At 34.2% G+C, this 20,156-nt stretch carries 18 protein-coding genes; 13 read left to right on the top strand and 5 right to left on the bottom strand.

What is annotated here, in order from left to right:
• Positions 1-419: 419 nt before the first annotated feature.
• Positions 420-1,859, bottom strand: a complete 1,440-nt coding sequence (locus tag DCE79_RS13675; RefSeq protein ID WP_135841907.1) for a M1 family metallopeptidase — start codon at positions 1,857-1,859, stop codon at positions 420-422.
• Between the two features lie 596 nt (positions 1,860-2,455).
• Between DCE79_RS13675 and DCE79_RS18995 the strand changes: the two genes are divergently transcribed.
• From DCE79_RS18995 to DCE79_RS13655, 4 genes are all read left to right on the top strand, one after another.
• Positions 2,456-3,046, top strand: a complete 591-nt coding sequence (locus DCE79_RS18995; protein WP_369916782.1) for a MauE/DoxX family redox-associated membrane protein — start codon at positions 2,456-2,458, stop codon at positions 3,044-3,046.
• The gene (locus tag DCE79_RS13665) at positions 3,043-3,588 is read left to right on the top strand and encodes a TlpA family protein disulfide reductase (RefSeq protein WP_108713592.1); all 546 of its coding nucleotides are present in this window, start codon (positions 3,043-3,045) and stop codon (positions 3,586-3,588) included. Before DCE79_RS18995 ends, DCE79_RS13665 begins: the two co-directional genes overlap by 4 nt.
• A 75-nt stretch (positions 3,589-3,663) precedes the next feature.
• Positions 3,664-5,448 carry an ABC transporter ATP-binding protein gene (locus DCE79_RS13660; protein WP_159083108.1) on the top strand — a complete coding sequence of 595 codons (1,785 nt, stop codon included), beginning with the start codon at positions 3,664-3,666 and terminating at the stop codon, positions 5,446-5,448.
• Between the two features lie 692 nt (positions 5,449-6,140).
• A complete protein-coding gene (locus DCE79_RS13655; protein ID WP_108713590.1) occupies positions 6,141-6,782 on the top strand; it encodes a PAQR family membrane homeostasis protein TrhA in 642 nt (213 codons plus the stop codon).
• 42 nt (positions 6,783-6,824) lie between these two features.
• On the opposite strand, the gene DCE79_RS13650 is transcribed toward DCE79_RS13655, so the two are convergent.
• Together DCE79_RS13650 and DCE79_RS13645 are read right to left on the bottom strand one after the other, a co-directional pair.
• Positions 6,825-7,640 carry a cysteine methyltransferase gene (locus DCE79_RS13650; protein ID WP_108713589.1) on the bottom strand — a complete coding sequence of 272 codons (816 nt, stop codon included), beginning with the start codon at positions 7,638-7,640 and terminating at the stop codon, positions 6,825-6,827.
• A gap of 86 nt (positions 7,641-7,726) precedes the next feature.
• Positions 7,727-8,986: a BaiN/RdsA family NAD(P)/FAD-dependent oxidoreductase gene (locus DCE79_RS13645; RefSeq protein WP_108713588.1), complete on the bottom strand. Its 1,260-nt coding sequence runs from the start codon at positions 8,984-8,986 to the stop codon at positions 7,727-7,729.
• Positions 8,987-9,248: 262 nt separating this feature from the next.
• Here DCE79_RS13645 and DCE79_RS13640 point away from each other — a divergent pair, with 262 nt between their 5' ends.
• Complete coding sequence (locus tag DCE79_RS13640; RefSeq protein WP_108713587.1) at positions 9,249-10,865, top strand: putative polysaccharide biosynthesis protein; 1,617 nt, start codon at positions 9,249-9,251, stop codon at positions 10,863-10,865.
• Between the two features lie 53 nt (positions 10,866-10,918).
• Positions 10,919-11,632 carry a pseudouridine synthase gene (locus DCE79_RS13635; RefSeq protein WP_108713586.1) on the top strand — a complete coding sequence of 238 codons (714 nt, stop codon included), beginning with the start codon at positions 10,919-10,921 and terminating at the stop codon, positions 11,630-11,632.
• A 219-nt stretch (positions 11,633-11,851) separates the two neighbouring features.
• On the opposite strand, the gene DCE79_RS13630 is transcribed toward DCE79_RS13635, so the two are convergent.
• Positions 11,852-12,073: a DeoR family transcriptional regulator gene (locus DCE79_RS13630; protein ID WP_008408196.1), complete on the bottom strand. Its 222-nt coding sequence runs from the start codon at positions 12,071-12,073 to the stop codon at positions 11,852-11,854.
• 403 nt (positions 12,074-12,476) lie between these two features.
• On the opposite strand from DCE79_RS13630, the gene pepV reads away from it, so the two are divergent.
• The 6 genes from pepV (at position 12,477) to DCE79_RS13600 (ending at position 18,448) form a co-directional block, all read left to right on the top strand.
• Positions 12,477-13,868: a dipeptidase PepV gene (gene pepV, locus DCE79_RS13625; protein ID WP_108713585.1), complete on the top strand. Its 1,392-nt coding sequence runs from the start codon at positions 12,477-12,479 to the stop codon at positions 13,866-13,868.
• 19 nt (positions 13,869-13,887) lie between these two features.
• Entirely contained in the window at positions 13,888-14,739 is an 852-nt protein-coding gene (gene dat / locus DCE79_RS13620; RefSeq protein ID WP_108713584.1) for a D-amino-acid transaminase, read from the top strand.
• Between the two features lie 170 nt (positions 14,740-14,909).
• Complete coding sequence (locus DCE79_RS13615; RefSeq protein ID WP_108713583.1) at positions 14,910-15,914, top strand: nuclease-related domain-containing protein; 1,005 nt, start codon at positions 14,910-14,912, stop codon at positions 15,912-15,914.
• A 3-nt stretch (positions 15,915-15,917) separates the two neighbouring features.
• On the top strand, positions 15,918-16,838 hold the full coding sequence (locus DCE79_RS13610) for a diacylglycerol/lipid kinase family protein (RefSeq protein WP_108713582.1): 921 nt from the start codon (positions 15,918-15,920) through the stop codon (positions 16,836-16,838).
• Positions 16,839-16,903: 65 nt separating this feature from the next.
• A complete protein-coding gene (trmB, locus tag DCE79_RS13605; protein ID WP_108713581.1) occupies positions 16,904-17,554 on the top strand; it encodes a tRNA (guanosine(46)-N7)-methyltransferase TrmB in 651 nt (216 codons plus the stop codon).
• A 24-nt stretch (positions 17,555-17,578) separates the two neighbouring features.
• Positions 17,579-18,448 (top strand): YtnP family quorum-quenching lactonase, encoded by an 870-nt coding sequence (locus DCE79_RS13600; RefSeq protein ID WP_108713580.1) that lies wholly within the window; start codon positions 17,579-17,581, stop codon positions 18,446-18,448.
• A gap of 104 nt (positions 18,449-18,552) precedes the next feature.
• Here DCE79_RS13600 and DCE79_RS13595 read toward each other — a convergent pair whose 3' ends face one another.
• Complete coding sequence (locus tag DCE79_RS13595; RefSeq protein WP_108713579.1) at positions 18,553-18,867, bottom strand: PepSY domain-containing protein; 315 nt, start codon at positions 18,865-18,867, stop codon at positions 18,553-18,555.
• Between the two features lie 145 nt (positions 18,868-19,012).
• Here DCE79_RS13595 and DCE79_RS13590 point away from each other — a divergent pair, with 145 nt between their 5' ends.
• Positions 19,013-20,089 carry a M42 family metallopeptidase gene (locus DCE79_RS13590; protein ID WP_108713578.1) on the top strand — a complete coding sequence of 359 codons (1,077 nt, stop codon included), beginning with the start codon at positions 19,013-19,015 and terminating at the stop codon, positions 20,087-20,089.
• The last annotated feature ends 67 nt before the right edge of the window (positions 20,090-20,156 follow it).

The following is a 20,156-nucleotide window of genomic DNA, read 5'->3' as shown; positions in this document are numbered from 1 at the left end:
TTGATCAAAATAAACAGTCTTTTTACAGAAACCTTATAATAACAACGTTTATCAAACTATTTTGGTCAATCATTATTATAAAAAGTGATGAAAAATACTCGTTTTGGTCAATCTTTTTTATAAACGGTGCTACGGTGGTACACGTAAGAATGCGAGTTTGCAGGCTACTTTTTATCAAACTTTATTCAAAAGCCACATGTAGTCTCGAAAATAGGGATAGCTTGCTACTGGGCGAAGTCTGCCTACTTTTAGACGAAAGGGACGATTTTGTTCCAACATTGTCATAAAAACACCTCGTGTATAGGTAGCTAAAACAAGATAAAATCAAAAAAGAGCACCAATTCAAGCCTAAAATAAATTTAAACATGATTCGGTGCTTCCGAATTTTTACTTATCTTGTTTTTTGTATTTTTAGTTTTTTATAGTTCTAACCAACCTTCAAATAAGGAATCATCTTTTAAATTAAAATAGTATTTTGCAAATCTCATAAATTCTTTAGAATCAATCTCTTTATTTTTATAAAATTGATAATAAATTTTCAAAAATTCTTCAGCTTCTTTTATCTCCCCATTATCTTTAAATAATTCCCATAACATTATGGTAGATTTTCCATAGACATATGAGCTCATAATGTTAGATTCGTATTGATCAAGTGGTAAATTAACTGGTAGTTCTAGGTTTGGATCAATTCTGTACAGCGAATTATAGGTTTCACTTTGTTTCGAACTTGAAAACTTGAATAGACTAGTTGCAAATCCCGCGAAACCTTCATCTAACCATGCATTATTATAAGGATCATTACTAATCATCCCATAAAACCACTGATGAGCAATCTCATGAACTACCATACTTTTAAGCTGGCTAGAATTGCTAGGACCACTATTATAAATCGAATTTGCTGTTACAATTCCCGGATACTCCATACCCAACCCATCTAATACAATATCTAATTGATTAAAAGGATAATGCCCCATAACTTCTTCGAAATAATTTAATGCATCGGTAGCTTCGGTGAGTATTTCTTGATATAGTTCCTCTTTTTTCTCCTCAAATCCAAATACTCTAATGGAAATGCCTTCCTCGTTCTCCACTAGTATTGGATCTTTTAATATAGCAAGAAATATCTCCTTCACATTCTTAATTTCAATCAAACCCTTGTTTGGGGTTGGAAATACTTCTTGTTCAAATGAAGAAACTAAAGTGTACTCTTTAGGAATGTCATACGCTAATTTGAAATTGCTAAATGTGGTATGATAGGTCTCTCCTCTATATCGGTACGCTTCCTTGTTCCATTGATGGTTTCTATATGTGGCAATCATTGGATAAAATTGGGCTAAATGATAGTTACCATTACTTTTCGTAAATCTTAAGCCTTTTTCGGGAAGGGTTAGTTCATAGGAAAAATTAACTTTAACGTCTCGGTTAGGTTTCAACTTTTCTAAAAGCATTATGTTTAATGTATCTTTTTCTAGTGTATAATTAACCTTTTTTCCATCAATAGAAATGTTATGAAAATTAACAGTTGAGGGATGTTCTAGATCTGGTGAAACACTTTTTGCAAACATATTAGGTATAAAATAAAAAATTAATTGATTCCAATCATCGGTAGATAGATTTTTAATTAATACATTGGTTTCTAATTGAAATTTACCTTTATCATCCATTTTCAATGTAATATCATACTCACTAAAATTTCCGGGTTCTATCCCTTCTGGTATGAACTCTTCTATATCCACCTGTTTAGAAATCGTCGTTTCCATATTACCATCTTGTTTATTTATCTTCCAAGCAACGAAAATCCCACAAAATAAAACTATACTAATAAAAAATAATTTCTTTTTTATGATTACCGCCTCCAATACTTAATTTTAGTTAATTATTTCAAAATTAAATATTTCACTATTATATTAATCTATTCATCTATTCATGAATTTTTCAAACTATAACACGCTTTCTATATTCATCTTACTGAATATAGAAAATACATTTACTAAATACATTCTTTTTTTATGACCGATATAGGAATGAATATTTTTAAAGGATATGAGCAAAATGAGTCCAATTGTCTATCCTAATCTTCCAGTGCTTCTTTAGATTCAGGAAAGACAATATTGTTTAGTTAATAATGTTATAAACAGTATTGAAGTGTGATGGATGCTTATTGTAGATGTGAACTAGAAACAAATCATGAATATTTCCCATTATTTGTAATTAAACACTTCTAAAATGAATATATTATTATTAGTTCTAAAAAAGAAAGGTGGATGTTAATTATGGATGAAATTTTGGATGAATTCCAACCAATGACAAGCGATTGCGAAAAAATTGTTTGTTCTACTAATCCTTGTGGAGCCGGAGGTGTATATACCGTAGAATACTGTTATGCTGGGTATCCGTCGGAACCTCCTAGAACACACTGTGGATGTGGATTTTTTGGTTAAAAATTAAGTTTTAAATGTACAAAAGGCAAGGTAATACCCTTGTCTTTTGTATAATTAGAAAGGTGTGTAGGATAATTTCAGAATTAATATTATTTATCAAAATTTTAATAAGTACTATATTCCTTTTTTCATTTATTTCTAAAATTTTTACCTTCACAAAGTTCCTAAATGTATTCTCATCGTTAGGTTTTAATAAGTACTTTTCTTTTATCGCTGCGATATTAATTCTTTCTCTAGAGGCACTAGTTTCATTGCTTATTATTTTTAAAAAGACAAGTTTTTACGGAGAGGTTATATTGTTCTTTTTGATTCTATCTTTTTTTATTACAGCAATCTATAGTCAAATTAAAAGGCTACAAATAAGTTGTAATTGTTTTGGAGAGCTGTCAGATGAAAAGTTGGGGAAATCTACATACCCTAGGATAGTCTTTCTTTTCATTTTATTAAATCTTCTTTTCTTTAGCAAAATTGAGGTGGGCATTACAACCTACTCATTCGAGAAGAATTTTATGTTGTGCTTTGCTAGTATTAACATTATGATTCTGTATTATTTATCCAAGAACTTTAAAAAATTAACTACTTTAAGGCGGATACCAAAATCATGATCAATTTAATATATCTTCTTACAGTTAACTTAATGCTTCTTGTATTATCCATAATGATGCTGTATTTATATAAGTTATTGATTGACTCATCTACAAACAAAAGACTTCCGAAAAATGAAGATGGATTAAAGAAAGGTGAAGTCTATCCATTGACGCAACTAAAAACCATAGGAGGTTCTCCTTTTACAAAACCTAAAATTAAAGTGGGTTCGGTAATAATTATTACTTCATATGGTTGCGAAGTATGTAAAAGAGTTTATCCTTATCTTGAGGATTTGAGAAAAGAGTTTGGAAATTTGCAATTCAATATATTGATGCTAGCAACCGAAGAACAGGCTCGAGAAAATATTCATTTGTATAATTTAGAAAAATTCCAATTAGCGTTAATTAAACATGAACAACTTCATAATCTTGGCATTACTGGCTTCCCTTTTGCTTACTTACTTTCAAGAGACGATAAAGTGCTGGAGAAAGGTCTAGTAAATCATAAGAAGGATTTTGAATTATTAATATCTTATTTACGATTTAATAAATCTTCTTAAGTTATAAAGTTGTAGTTGATAAAAGTGTGGATTCTGGTAGTCTACTACCTACCTTTAATTCTAGGAGAAATTATGATGATTTCATATTTAATCAGATCCATTAAATTAATCTACTATATAAAAAAATCGTGGTTATTTGCTACTGTATTTTTCAGAATTGTGAATGGACTACTTCCATTCGCCGAGTTATGGGTACTCCAAACTCTCATCAACGAGATTGCGCTTTTTGTAAAAGGTGATAATAGTAGTATGTTATTAATTATTAAATTAATAATACTTCAATTAGTTTTTGCAATAATTAAATCAGGAATTACCAATTTTCTGAATGTTTTAGATACAAGTATGGAACAATTACTACATTACGAATTGGGTAAAATGATAATGAATAAACTAATTAGTGTACCTTATTCTTGTTTTGAGCTACCTTCTTTTTATAATCATCAATTTCGCATAAAAAATAATTATGGGACAAAATTTTTAAGACCCATTAAAAATATATTAGAATCTTTACAAAATGTTATTAGTATCTTATCTTTTATAAGTTTTTTATTTTTTGCTCATTGGATACTAGTAATTATGGCAGTAGTAGTAGGAATTCCAACCTTTATTATTCAGTACAAATATGGACAAGCTAAGTTTAATTTACTTATAGGTCAAACTACCGAATTAAGAGAAGCAAGTTATATACATGGACTACTTAGTAACAAGCAAAGCGCAAAAGAGGTAAGATTGTTTAATTTAGGAAATACTTTTTTAGAAAAGTGGAGTAAGATTATATTAACCAATAATTCTAGGTTAATACATATTCTTAAGAAACAAAGAAATATGAATATCGGACTAGATGGACTCTCGGCAATCTTATATGCACTAGCAACAATGGTGACAGTTAAGATAATAAATTTAAAAAAATTAAGTATTGGTAATTTCGTTACAATAATACAAGCCATGAAAGAATTACAACAAAGAATTAATCACATTTCATTATTGTTGGCCGTAATTTTAGAAAGCAGCCTCTATGTCAAAGATTTCTTTGATTTTATGGATTTTGAAAATAGTGAAACTGAAAATAATACAAATATGATAGGGAAGACAGTTAAAATAACAAATGTTAAAAATATAAGAATTAGAAATTTGTTTTATAAATATCCTATAAATCAAGAATATACTTTGAAAAATATTTCCCTAGAAATTAAAGAAAATGAGAAAATTGCTATTGTAGGTGACAACGGATCAGGGAAAAGCACGTTAATCAAAATTTTAGTTGGATTATATCAACCTACAAAGGGAGATATATTATTTGGTGAAAATGAAATTAGACAAATAGAAAAAACAAGTTTAAGAGAGAATATAACTGTAATATTTCAAGACTTTGTAAAGTTTTCTTACTCGGTTAAGGAAAATATAGCTTTTAGTAATATTTCAGATATAAATAATGATATAAAAATAAATAGTGTAGTTAATGAAATGGAAATTAATAATTTGATTAAAAAGTTACCTAATGGAATAAATACCAATCTTGGTAAGATACATCCAGATAGTGTAGATATATCGGGAGGTGAATGGCAAAAAATTGCCTTGTCTAGAGCATTATTTAAGGGTTCGAATATAATTGTGTTAGACGAACCCACAGCTGCTTTAGATCCAAAAACAGAAATTTATATTTTTGAAAAATTTATTGATTTAGTTAAGGATAAAACAGCAATTTTTATATCACATAGAATGGCATCTGCTAGAATTGCAGATAGAATTATAGTTATGAATAAAGGCGAAATTGCTGAAATTGGAAACCATGAAGATTTAATAAATAAGAAAGGTGTTTATTATAATATGTATAATTCTCAAGCTGTTTGGTATCAATAAAATTAAATCAGCTTCTCTTAAAAGGTTATGGGTTTAGCAGTTTTTGATTCTAAAAGTCCAAACAAGCATAGCCCCTGTTCTAAATTATCGACGGGGGTTAAAAATTATGCATACAAGGTTTTTATAGAATTATTATTGGCTCTTCCCCAAAACATATCCAGTGTTAATAAGATTTCTTATCGTTGTAAATACGGGAAAATTGACGAGACCCCTATAAGAAATAACGTTCCCAAACGAAAAGTTTGGAAATACACCAAAAAGCGATAAACGTTGTTAAATCAACATTTTTCGCTTTTTTAGTGGAACATTATTTATACATACTTTTATGCACGTTTTTACAAAGTTAGTCCCAGCAACAAGTTGAACATGTTTTGGTGCTGGCTGCGTTCATCATGATGTTGAATAAAATCGTGCATATTCTTAACATTCCTTAACGTACAACATTTCCGAAATGTGGGCCGTACCCCTAGACAAAAAAATTTGATTATAAAGTTTGATTATATATAATCAAACTAAAAACCTTTAAATATAAGGTGTAGCTTTATTTTATTATGCTATTCACCCTATATTATGTAGATTCTAATGGGCGTTTTCTTTAAAACATGATAAATATCATATGTAACTTATGACAAGTGGATATGTAGCAGTTTCCAGTTCTTTTTTATAATTAAAATAAGAAAGAGGTGTACAGTATGACACAAATCATGATGGAACGAAGTAGTTATAGCGCGAAAGAAGAATTTTGGAACGGTTTGACACATGGTGTTGCGGCATTGCTGACGATTCCAGCAACGATAGTATTAGCAAATAAAGCACTAACAAATAGTTCGACGATTGAACTGATCAGCTATATTATTTTTGGGATTTCTATGTTTTGTTTGTATTTTGCCTCGACCATGTATCATGTATGGCCAACACACAAAGGTTTTTTAAAAAAAATGGATCATAGTTCAATCTTTTTATTGATTGCTGGAACGTATACACCGATTGTATTAGTTGCTATTGGTGGAAAACTCGGTTGGACAATTTTTGCAATTCAATGGATTTTAGCAGCGGCTGGAATTATCTTAAAGCAATTTTTCGTCTATCGATTTAAAATTCTTTCATTACTTGTTTACATTGGCATGGGCTGGATTATTATTTTTGTTGCTAAGCCATTATTAGTACACATTACAATGGCTGGTTTTTTAACATTACTTTCAGGTGGCTTGTTTTATACAGTCGGAACGTATTTTTATAAAAATAAAAAAATCCCATACAATCATGCGATTTGGCATGTATTCGTAGTTGCTGGTAGTGCGATGATGTTCCTTGCAATTTATTTATATGTATAAGAAAAAAGAGTCGATTCCATTCATAAACGGAATCGACTCTTTTTATATGCTTGCGGTGAACTTTTCTATTAAATCTTGTAAATACTCATCATACTGTTCATCATTACGCTTAATCATTAGTTGTAAAATCTGATTTAAAAACGCTTTGTTTTCCATGAAATGATCGGGCATTGCGTTATAAAGTAATTGATGATGATAATTTTCTTGATCTAAATAAAGTTCAAAGAAATAACCAATCTTTTCATCCTCATTGAATAGATGCATCATACATTCTACTTCATAGCACTGCATTATAAAGGAATGCTTAAAGCCAATGCGAACTGAAAAGGAAATGTGCCCACCTTTTTCATCAATCGTAAACGGGCTAATATTTGAAATTAGCTGTTCATTTTGATAAAGCCAAATAAGCTGATCTGCTTGTCGATTTGTTGAAAATGCGGTAATTCCCTTTGGTGCATTTTCAATAAAAAATTGTTTCGCACGCTTTGCTTGAGCTGATGTATCGTAGTCAGAAGTAGCTGCAAGAACATTTAATTGTTTCGTAACAACTTGTAGAAAACTAGGACTTTTCTGGATGTGTTCGACAATTTGTTTTACTTGCATTGGAAAAATATTCGGGATATTCGCTAATTCTAATGCTAGAGTCATCCCTAATCCTGTTTTATTTAAGCCTAGAATTAATTTTAAAAGTACACTTTTAGCCATGCCTTCTGATTGTTCAAAATAACAGAAGGCATAAATTGCAAACGTGAACTCTTCTTTATTTGTATCTTTTAGTTTTTTACAAGTTAAATGTGTTTGCATCTGCTCATCTGCTGCTAAGTAGAGCGTGGTTTGTTTATTATCTAGATTATGCATAGTGCCTTAAGCCTCCTGATTGTACACTAACAATTATGATACTAGGAAAGTATTGGGAGTGCTAGTGTATTTCAAGTAGAAAATTCTTAAGCATGAAATTGACCCGCACTCATACCAGCAATACGTCCTGTTACTAATGCAGATGTAATATTGTAGCCACCTGTATAGCCATGAATATCTAAAATTTCTCCGCAGAAATATAAACCTAGTTTTTTCTTAGAAGCCATCGTTTTCGACTCGATCTCTTTTACAGAAACGCCACCACCTGTAACAAAGGCTTTCTCAATGGGTTGTGTTCCGTGAACATCCATTGTGAATCCTATAAGTTCACGTGCAAAATTACGGATTTTTTCTTGTGAAAGCTCGATGCCTGTTAATGAAACATCAATTCCTGCACGCTCTAGTAAGAATAGTAACCAACGTTCTGGTACAAGCGATTTCCATAAGTTCTTCACGGCCTTTTTCGGTTCAGCTTTAATCGTTTTGTTGAGCATTTGGAAGCATGTTTCTTCATTATAGTCTGTTAAAGATTGAATACGAACTTGTACGGGAGCGCTTCCTGTTTTTAATTGCTCTTTCACGATAAATTGGCTACAACGTAAAATAGCTGGACCGCTTAAGCCAAAGTGAGTAAACAGCATATCCATTTGATGGGTCACGAGCACTTTGCCTTTTTTATTTAGTACTGAAACGGCTACATCACGTAATGCTAATCCTTGTAATTCACGTGATTGAATGAATGGTTCTTTTGAGGTTACGGGAACTTCAGTAGGGAACAAAGTTGTTACTGTGTGTCCCGCACGTTCCGCCCATGGATAACCATCACCTGTTGAACCTGTTTGAGGAACTGCTTTTCCCCCCACTGCTACTACGACTGTTTGAGAGCGGACTTCTTCACCACTTTCTAAACGAACGCCGTAAATCTTTTCATCATCCATTAATAATTTATTGACTGCTGTATGGTAACGCACTTCAACATTCAATCGTTTTAATTCTTTTTCGAGTGCGTCGACCACGTCTTGTGCGCGGTTTGAAACAGGGAACATACGTCCATGGTCTTCTTCTTTTAGCGCAACGCCCAGTCCTTCAAAAAATTTGATAATATCTTCATTGTTATACACCGTAAAAGGGCTGTATAAAAAACGGCCATTACCTGGGATATGTTTAATAATTTCATCTGCTGATAAACGATTCGTTACGTTACAACGCCCACCACCTGAAATCGCAAGCTTTTTACCAAGCTTCGATCCTTTTTCAAGTAGTAGAACTTTCTTTTCTTGCTCGGCTGCTGCGATTGCCGCCATTAAACCTGATGGTCCGCCACCGATTACTATACAATCAAACATGAATGATTTCTCACTTTCTTATGCAAAAATTTGCTTAGTAGCTGTTCTTTTCTATGACCTATTATACATGAAACGAAGAAACTATTTGAGTAAATGGTCTTTCACATGTAAACTTGTATAAGGAAAAGTACGGGAACTTCCTTTTGTCGGAAATCGTCATTAGAGAAAGTTAAATTCTGTAAAAATTCATTCGATACAATGAAAATAGAATGATATATCCAACATATTTATTGAATTTTTATATAGAACGGTAGGTTTTTTCATGTCTTCATTAATGAAGGGAACAGCGATTTTAACAATCGGATTGTTTTTATCGAAGCTTTTAGGATTAGTTTATATTTTCCCGTTTTATGCAATTGTTGGTGAAGAGAATATTGGGTTATACAACTATGCCTATATTCCATATAACATTATGTTATCTATCGCAATTGCGGGATTACCAATTGCGGTTTCGAAGTTTGTATCGAAATATAATGCATTAGGTGATTATGATGCAGGGCGCCGCTTAGTCAAAACAGGTGCACTTTTAATGACGCTTACAGGGATTGTGGCGTTTATTTTAATGAACTTATTAGCAACACCGATTGCGAATATTGTTATCGCGGATGATGAGCAAACATTTAGCGTAGAACAAATTGCAAATGTTATTCAGTGGGTAAGTTATGCGTTAATCGTTGTACCATTTATGAGTTTAATACGTGGTTATTTGCAAGGTTACGGTCATTATTTACCGACCTCAATATCGCAATTAATTGAGCAGATTGTTCGTATCATCTTCTTATTAGGTGGCGCGTTTGTTGTAGTAAATGTTATGGATGGCAATCAAATTACGGCCGTAAATTTATCAGTATTTGCTGCATTTATTGGTGCAATTGGAGGACTTGTAACACTGCTCTATTATTGGAAAAAATTACGCCCTGAAATTAAAGCGGTTCAAGTGATTGCACCAAAAGAGCATCAGCTACCTTACTCCAACATGTATAAAGAGATTTTTAAGTACTCGATTCCAGTCGTATTCGTAGGTCTTGGAAGTTCATTATTCCAACTTGTTGATATGCTAACATTTAACCGTGCAATGATTGCTGGTGGTGTTGAAGCAAAAATAACAGATACGTACTTCACGATGCTAAACTTATTAACACAAAAAATTGTGATGATTCCAGTCGTTTTAGCAACAGGCTTCTCAATGGCCATTATTCCAACTGTGACGAAATACTTTACACAAAAAGATTTTCGCGGTGTTCACGCGGCAATGGATAAAACGTATCAAGTGTTATTATTCATTACAGTACCAGCTTCGTTTGGGATTGCGATTTTAGCAGAAGATTTATATCATTTCTTCTATTCCTATAGTGAAATGGGTACGCAAGTATTAAGTCACTATGCACCACTTGCTGTTTTATTTGCGCTATTTACAGTATCAGCAGCGATTTTACAAGGTGTCGATTATCAAAAGTGGGTTGTATTTAGTTTATTGCTTGGTTTATTTGTCAAAACGATTTTAAATACACCACTGATTAAAGTCATGTCAGTGGATGGAGCAATTTTAGCGACAGCAATTGGTTATCTTGTAACGATTGTTATTAATGTTTTAGTCATTAACAAAGTGACAGCTTATAACTCAAAAGTTGTTATACGTCGCATTCTATTAATATTCATATTAACAGGCGTCATGTTACTTGTTGTTTGGTTAACACACACCGGTCTTACAGCAATTGCACCAGCTACTTCGAAGTTACTTGCATTAGTATACGCAGTAGTTTGCGCAGGTGTTGGGGGAGCGATTTATGGCGCAGTCGCTTATAAATTAGGATTAGCTCAAATTTTACTCGGAGATAAATTAGGGAAGATTGCACGTAAATTAAAATTGATAAAATAAAATAAAAAACGGGGCGTCTGCGTATTAGACGTCCTATTTTATTGGAGGATAAGATGCGTTTAGATAAATTATTAGCAAACATGGGTTATGGCTCACGAAAAGAAGTAAAAGTTCTATTAAAGCAAAAGGCAGTTACCGTGGATGGGGTAGAAGTAAAAGATTCTGCGATGCATGTCAATCCAGAAAAGCAAAATGTTTCAGTATTTGGCGAGCGTGTAGAATACATTGAGTTTATTTATGTCATGATGAATAAGCCACCTGGTGTTATTTCAGCTACAGAAGATAAATATGATCCAACGGTTATTGAGTTACTAGACCCATCTATACAACATTTTGAGCCTTTCCCAGTAGGTCGATTAGATAAAGATACGGAAGGGCTTTTACTCATCACAAATGACGGGAGCTTAGCGCATAACTTACTTTCACCGAAAAAGCATGTATCAAAATGGTATTATGCAAAAATTGATGGGGTTGTTACCGAAGTTGATATCGAAGCATTTGCTCAAGGTGTGACACTCGATGATGGGTATCATACACAACCAGGTGAACTGAAAATTTTGGCTTCAGGTGAAGAGTCAGAAATCGAACTGATGATTCAAGAGGGTAAGTTCCATCAAGTAAAACGTATGTTTGAAGCAGTTGGTAAAACAGTTACCTACTTAAAACGACTATCAATGGGACCTTTACAGCTTGATGAGGAGCTTGAATTAGGGGAATACCGAGAATTAACAGAAGAAGAGTTAACGCAACTTTTAGAACGTAAATAAAACAAAAGAGAATGCCCCCGACGAAAAGGGCATTCTCTTTTTTTGTCGATAAGAAAGTAGAACTTTCTTTCTAATCCTTACCTAGAAGGACTTTGCGGACATTCACCTACGAGATGATATCCATTTTATTACAGTATGGAGCTGATGACACCTTAAGTTATGTTTGGGGCAAATAGATGCCCTTTCTTACAAAATAAGAATCAGCCGCTTTCAAAGTTTCTAAGATGTCATTTTTACTTTTTTCTTCGTCGTTGTCCATTTACCTCGACTTGGACTCATTACCAAGTCATTGAAGGCTAACACATTCAAATCTCTTTGAATGGTGCGAGGAGTGATGTTGAACTCTTCGACTAAATCCTGTGTAGTCACTTCTCCTTTGTTTAGGATAAACATATACACGTCTTTAATACGATTAAGCATTCTATCAGTAGTTGGTTTCATTTGAAAACCACTCCTTCGATCTTAAATTCTCATGGCATAAGACTAGCGGACGACAAGTTATGTGCGGAGTGCACTTAGGCTTCATTAGTTTGCCTTAGACATCCCCTTTTCTGAAGGTTTGGTCAGAATGAATGTTCCGACACATACATTATAGCGAAAAATTAAGTATATTTCCATAACTTCAACTGAATTATTCATAATTTTACTGAAAATTCATATACTAAAAATTTATCCGCTTTAACGTGCAGTAAGATTACCACCTCAAGTCTTAAGAAAATCGAAAAGAGGACAATTGAAGTTTCACTTTATAGTCGATATGGTACAGTGCAACAGATGTGATTTTTATTGTATTTTTGCTATTATAGGGTAAAATTAACGATATTAAAAAATAGAGGTGTAAGAAATGAATTGGTTAGAAATCGCAGAAAAAAGAAAATCGGAATTATTAGAGGAATTACAACAGCTAATTCAAATTGAAAGTGTACTTGATGAACAAAATACATCACCAGAAATGCCATTTGGACCTGGTCCGAGAGCGGCATTAGATTTTATGTTAGCAAAAGGCAAAGCGCAAGGAATGCGTGTGAAAAATGTAGACAATATGGCTGGTCATATTGAAATGGGAGAAGGCAAGGAACTAGTTGGCCTACTTTGTCACGTAGACGTTGTACCAACTGGTGATCCTGCAACATGGACTTACCCACCATTTGAAGGACGCGTTGTAGATGGTAAAGTCATTGGTCGAGGAGCTATTGATGATAAAGGACCAACGATAGCGGCATGGTTAGCGATGAAAATGATTAAAGATGAAGGCATCGAGTTAAATAAACGTGTACGTATGATTATTGGATCAGATGAAGAAAGTGGCTTCCGTTGTGTTGATCGTTATTTTGAAAAAGAAGAAATGCCATCGATTGGCTTTGCACCAGATGCAGATTTCCCATTAATCAATGCGGAAAAAGGGATTGCTCATTTAGTATTTAGTAGTGCAAAACCAACTGGTAAGGAACAACTCGTTTCACTTAAAGCTGGTAAACGTACGAATATGGTGCCAGAAGAAGCGGTAGCTAAATTGAAATTCGTCGAAACAAATATAAATGGGAATTTTCAGAAATTTCTATTGGAAAATAACGTCGAAGGGTCTATTATTGAAGCAGAAGAAGGACATCTAATTACGGTTAAAGGGAAATCTGCCCATGCAATGGAACCTGAAAAAGGACGTAACGCGGCTGTTTACTTAGCGAAGTTTTTACAAACGGTATTAACGAGCGGACAAGATAAACAATTTGTTGATTTTTTAGTCACTGTTTTTGAGGGTGATCATTATGGTTCAGCATTGAAACTAAACTTTGAAGATGAAATGTCAGGACCAACTACTTTAAATCCTGGTATTATCACTTTTGATGAAAATGGTGCTTCTATAGAAGTGAGTATGCGCTACTCAGTAACTTATCCATTTGAAGAAAAAATCACAATGGCACAAGCTGAATTACAACATCATCAGGTCACTTTAGATGTAGCTGGTAATTCGACACCACACTATGTAAGTGAAGAAGATGATCTTATTCAAACATTGCTTGAAGTGTATCGTAAATATAGTGGGGACTTCTCAAAACCTTTATCTACAGGTGGCGGTACGTACGCGCGTGTCATGAAAAAAGGTGTGGCATTCGGTATGCTATTCCCAGGAGAACCTGATGTAGCACACCAAGCAGATGAATTTGTCGTAATTGAAAATTTAGTGAAAGCAGCTGCTATTTATGCAGAAGCAATCGTGAAATTAGCAAGCAAATAACACATAAAGGATGGTTAAAATGGGCTATAGTTTATTAAATGATCAAATCGTTAAAGATGAAGAAATCGTTGTAGATAAAGAAGACCGTGGTTATCAGTTTGGTGACGGTGTATACGAAGTTGTTAAAGTATACAATGGAGAGTTATTTACAGCTAAAGAACATATCGACCGTTTTTATGCGAGTGCTGAAAAAATTCGAATTACGATTCCTTATACGAAAGATAAATTACATCAATTAATTCATCGATTAGTGGAAGCCAATCAAGTAGATACAGGACATGTTTATTTCCAAATCACACGCGGTACGTCACCTCGTAATCACATTTTTCCTGGGGATGATGTGTTGCCTGTATTAACAGGAAATACAAAAGAAAATCCACGACCTGTACAAAATTTTGAAAACGGCGTAAAGGCAACATTCGTTGAGGATATTCGTTGGTTACGTTGCGATATTAAATCATTAAATTTACTAGGTGCAGTTTTAGCGAAGCAAGAAGCACATGAGAAAGGTTGCTATGAAGCGATTTTACATCGCGCGGAAACAGTAACGGAAGGCTCAGCTTCTAACATTTATGGTATTAAAGACGGCGTTCTATATACACATCCGGCAGATAATTTTATTTTAAATGGAATTACACGTCAAGTGATTCTAAAGTGTGCTGAGGAAATTGGTATGTCTGTAAAAGAAGAAGCATTTACTAAAGAGCAACTCCTTATGATGGACGAAGCGATTGTTTCTTCAACGACATCTGAAGTGACACCAATTATTGATATTGACGGCACAATTGTTGGCGGCGGAACACCAGGTGAATGGACACGTAAATTACAAGCACAATTCGAAACAAAAATTCCTAAAGGGATTCGTGCTTAAACTCATTTAACCATATAGATTTGAAGAGATGTGTTGTATGTTTTTACGTACAACACATCTTTTTGTATATAATTGAGACTTTACAGTAATTCCTTCTCTATTTTTTTTTGTTAATAACCTGTAAAATAGAATTTAATGACAACTAGGAATTAGTTTAGGGAGAAGATAAAATGGCTCAGCTCTTAAAAATACAAGATTATATTTCACGCTATCAGATAGATTTAGCGCGCTATCCTACTCAATTTATACGTTTAAAGCAAAATCAGTGGGAACGCGTCAAACATCAATGGCAAACCGGAGAAGTAATTGAACAATGGGAACACTTAGAAGGAGATGAGATTCAAGAGGATAAAAAGCCGTCGATTTTCCAAAAGTTCTTTCCGTTTAAAAAAGAAAAAGAAGAAATTATAGAAGAATTTGAAGATATTGAACAAGTGAAAATCTCAAATGATTGGGCAATAGAAGAATCCATTCCAGAAGAAGATACAACGCTATTTTTTGAACCAAATATGGTGTACGCTCCAAAAACAATGGAAGAGCTAAAGAAAATGTTTATCGATCAATTTTTCCATTTTCAAATGAAATGGGCAAGTTCAACGCTCCGCGAAAGATCATATGTCGATCCAAAATATATGCGTGATCCATTCCTTCGAGCAATTCTTCAAACATTACCAGACAATTATTTAGTTTTTTACTTTCCAATTATTCGTGTCAAAAAAGCACCAATCGAATTAGATATTATGATTATGACGCCTACAGATTGTCTGTGTATTACCGTTTTAGAGCAAGAAGATCAAGCTGTTTACATTGCGAACAGTGATCGATTTTGGGTAAAAAAAGTAGGGAAGGCTGAGAAAAAGGTACTTAGTCCACTTATTCAACTCAACCGTATGGAAAAAGTGATTGAACAATTATTTGTTCAAAATGGAATTGAAATGCCAATCCGCAAAATCTTATTAACACGAAACGGCTATATTGATTATCCAGGTAATATGTATGGTGTTCAATTTGTTGATAAACGAAAATTCCCAGAATGGATGCAACAATTAAAACACTCTGTATCGCCAATGAAGCATATGCAAATTCGAGCTGCACAAGCCGTGTTAAGTAATGTACAAACAACATCATTCCATCGTGATATTTGGAATACCGATACGGCAAAGAAGGAAGATTAGTTTTTGAAATTACATTTTATCATTAATCCATCTGCGGGAAATGGACGCGGTAAAAAGATTTGGCTACAATTCGAACAACAATTAACAATTCCATATGAAGTACATTGGACAGAGTATGCGGGTCATACGGTAGAAATCGCACAGCAAATTGCAGGTCAAGCAACTGAAAAAAATCCAGCATGTCTCATCGCAATTGGTGGAGATGGTACGATTCATGAAGTGGTAAACGGTGCAGCACTTTATGAAAATGTGTATATTGGAGCAATATCAGCAGGCTCGGGTAATGATTTTAAACGAGGGTTTGCAACTTTTGAAAATGCAAAGCAAATCGAACAGTTTTTCACATTTATTGATGCTACGTCGCATGATTACGGTATTGCACAGTTTAACGGTCAGTCAAAATTTTTTGTGAATAACTTCGGTGTAGGCTTTGATGCATTAGTAGCGATTACAGCAAATGAATCCAAATTAAAAAATTCATTAAATCGTTTCAAGTTAGGGAAATTAAGTTATCCTTATTTTGTTATTTTGGCACTCTTTACATTTAAACCGTTCCGTTTAACTGTTACGCAAGATGGTCAACAAAAGGTAGTGGATAATGTATGGTTTACAACAATTAGTAATCAGCCCTATTTTGGCGGTGGCATGAATTTATCGCCAACTTCGAATACATCAGACGGGGAGTTAGAGGTAACGGTAGTTTCGAATTTATCGAAGTGGAAGTTGTTATTTCTATTTGGTAGTGTATTTTTTGCTAAGCATACGAAATTAAAAGAAGTTAATCAGTTTTCTTGTAAAGACATTACATTAGTTCTCGATGAACGAATGGCGGTACATGCGGATGGTGAAAAGCAACTGGTCAATGACAAGCATACCGAAATTTATTTGACAACGAAAAGAAACGGTTGGAAATTAGCAAAATAACAGCAAAACGTTCTTGTTTACGCTATAATATGGGGAATGTACACAATAGAAATGAGGATATAGTAGTGAGATTAAAACATAAACCTTGGGCACCAGAATACATTGGGGCACATCCAGATGTCATTATTCCAAACCCAGAAAACTATAAAGGCAAGTGGAATGAAGTTTTTGGTAACGACAATCCAGTTCATATCGAAGTAGGTACGGGTAAAGGTCAATTCGTTATTGGAATGGCTTTACAAAATCCAGATATTAACTATATCGGTATTGAATTATTTGATAGCGTCATCGTTTGCGCATTAGAAAAAATTGAAGCGGCCAATAAGCCTGCAAATTTACGTCTATTAAAAATTAACGGCGCAAAATTAGAAGAATATTTTGCGAAAGGTGACGTAAACCGCGTGTATTTGAACTTTTCAGATCCATGGCCAAAAACGCGTCACGCGAAACGCCGCTTAACTCATGGCGGTTTCTTGAAAGTCTATGAAAATGTTTTAGTCGATAACGGCGAAATCCATTTTAAAACGGATAACCGTGGTCTATTTGAATATTCTTTAGTAAGTATGAATGAATATGGCATGGCACTAAAATATGTATCTCTTGATTTACATGTAAACATGCCAGAAGATAACATCATGACTGAGTACGAAGAGAGATTTTCGAAATTAGGTCAGCCGATTTATCGATTAGAATGTCAATTTGTAAAATCAAAATAGTTTGTAGTGAAGGGGAGATTTGGGATGGATCGTTACGTATTTCACAACATGACTTTAACTTGGTTGGATGGTGGCATCACAGCACTGGATGGCGGGGCAATGTTTGGGGTAGTGCCAAAAGCACTGTGGTCACGCAAATATCCAGTCAATGAGTTTAATCAAATTGAGCTACCATGTGAGCCAATGTTAGTTCAATACGAAGGTAAAAATTATTTAATCGATTCTGGTGTGGGAGCTGGAAAATTAAATGAAAAGCAACTTCGTAATTTTGGGGTATCTGAACAATCAACAATCGAAAAAAGCTTAGCTGAACTTGGGCTTACGCCAAGCGATATCGATGCAATTTTAATGACGCATCTGCATTTTGATCATGCGGGTGGCTTAACGAAGTGGGAAGATGATAAGCTTGTACCAGTGTTCCCTAAAGCAGTTATTTACACAACAAAAACCGAGTGGGATGAAATGCAAAATCCAAACATCCGCTCCAAAAATACGTATTGGAAAGAAAACTGGGAGCCGATTCAACATTTAGTGAAGCCCTTTGAAGGTGAGCTAGAAGTGGTGCCAGGTTTGAAAATGATTCATACAGGTGGTCATAGTGACGGTCATTCGGTTATACGCATCGAGCAAAATGGAGAAGTGTTGCTACATATGGCAGATATTATGCCAACACATGCGCATCAAAATCCGTTATGGGTGCTTGCGTATGATGATTATCCTATGACAAGTATTTTTGCAAAAGAGAAGTTAGTAAAAGAAGCCCTTGAAAATAGCTATCGCTTTATTTTTTATCATGATGCTTATTACCGCATGATTCAGTGGGGTGCTGATGGTAAAGAGGTTATTGATAAGTTAGAGCGTTCTAAACAAAATTTAATTCCTTATAATTTATAAAGTGGTCCTTCAATCAGTGGAGGTACTAACCGATTGTTAGTTGAAACAATCGCAATAAAAATGAAAACACCTGAAGGCAGAAGCTTTCAGGTGTTTTCTGTATTTTAAACTTGTTGAATATCTATAATTGCGCCAGAGCGTGCATCTGCTGCGAATTCATAGTTTTCTATTTCTCCATCCAATGTGCGAGAAATACCGCCACGATATACAGGTGTTTCTGTAAAACCGTTGCTAAAGTTTTCAGTCTTCATATAAATCCATGAACCATCAATTGGTGCTTGTTTTCTAAATTCATCTTTAATACTGTTTAAAATATTGTTTGGAGATGCATACGGTGAAACGCGTTCACTCATTTCTTTCACGACGATTGCTGCTGCAACGCCTGTTACTACGCCTAATGCAAAATCTTTCATGTTCATTATGAAATCCCCCTTAAAAATATCGGCTAATCTTACTTTATCATACTCCGAAATCACTGTACAAAAAAATAGAAGGTTCGAAAGTCGAAATACTATTCAAAATATATGTTATAATAAAAAAAATCTAAATTTTGAGGTGTCACAAATGAATCAAGATACATTAGCACTTTTTAAAACATTAACAGAATTACCAGGTGCTCCAGGTAATGAACGTGCAGTAAGAAACTTCATGCGTTCAGAATTAGAAAAATATTCAGATGAAATGATTCAAGATAATTTAGGCGGAGTCTTTGGTGTACGTAAAGCAGCAGATGCAAATGCTCCAAAAATTTTAGTTGCAGGTCATATGGATGAAGTTGCTTTTATGGTCACTTCAATCACAGATAACGGGATGATTCGCTTCCAAACACTTGGTGGCTGGTGGAACCAAGTTATGTTAGCTCAACGCGTGACGGTGTATGCAAAAGACCGCGAGATTCCTGGTGTTATCGCATCGATTCCTCCTCATCTATTAACAGATGCTGAGCGTTCAAAACCGATGGACATTAAAAATATGTTAATCGATATCGGCGCGGATTCTAAAGAAGATGCAATGAACTTAGGCATTCGCCCAGGCCAATCAATTATCCCAGTTTGCCCATTCACACCAATGGCAAATCCAAAAAAAATTATGGCGAAAGCTTGGGATAACCGTTACGGCTGTGGTTTAGCGATAGAATTATTAAAAGAATTACATGGCAAAGAAGTAAAAAGCCACATATATTCAGGCGCTAACGTAATGGAAGAGGTTGGTTTACGCGGTGCTGCTGTTTCAGCAAACATGATTAAGCCAGACCTATTCTTCGCATTAGATGCTTCTCCAGCCAATGATACTTCTGGAGATAAATCGCAATTTGGTCAATTAGGTAATGGACCATTACTTCGAATTTTTGATCGTACAATGGTAACACACCGTGGTATGCGTGAGTTTATTTTAGATACAGCAGAAACGAACAATATTCCGTATCAATATTTTGTTTCACCAGGTGGTACAGACGCAGGTCGCGTGCATACGCAAAACGACGGTATTCCTTCAGCGGTTATCGGTATTTGTTCTCGCTATATCCATACAGCGGCTTCAATGATTCATGTGGATGACTACGCAGCAGCAAAAGAATTATTAGTGAAATTAATTCAATCAGCAGATCAATCAACAATTGATTCAATTCGCGCTAACGTATAAAAAAATCCAAATTTGTTTTATAATACAAGAGTGTGGTCCTGCACATTCTTGTATTTTTTTGTTTGAA

The sequence above is a fragment of the Lysinibacillus sp. 2017 genome, assembly GCF_003073375.1.
In the GTDB taxonomy this organism is placed as follows: Bacteria; Bacillota; Bacilli; order Bacillales_A; family Planococcaceae; genus Solibacillus.
This window is presented reverse-complemented; position numbering and strand designations above follow the sequence as displayed.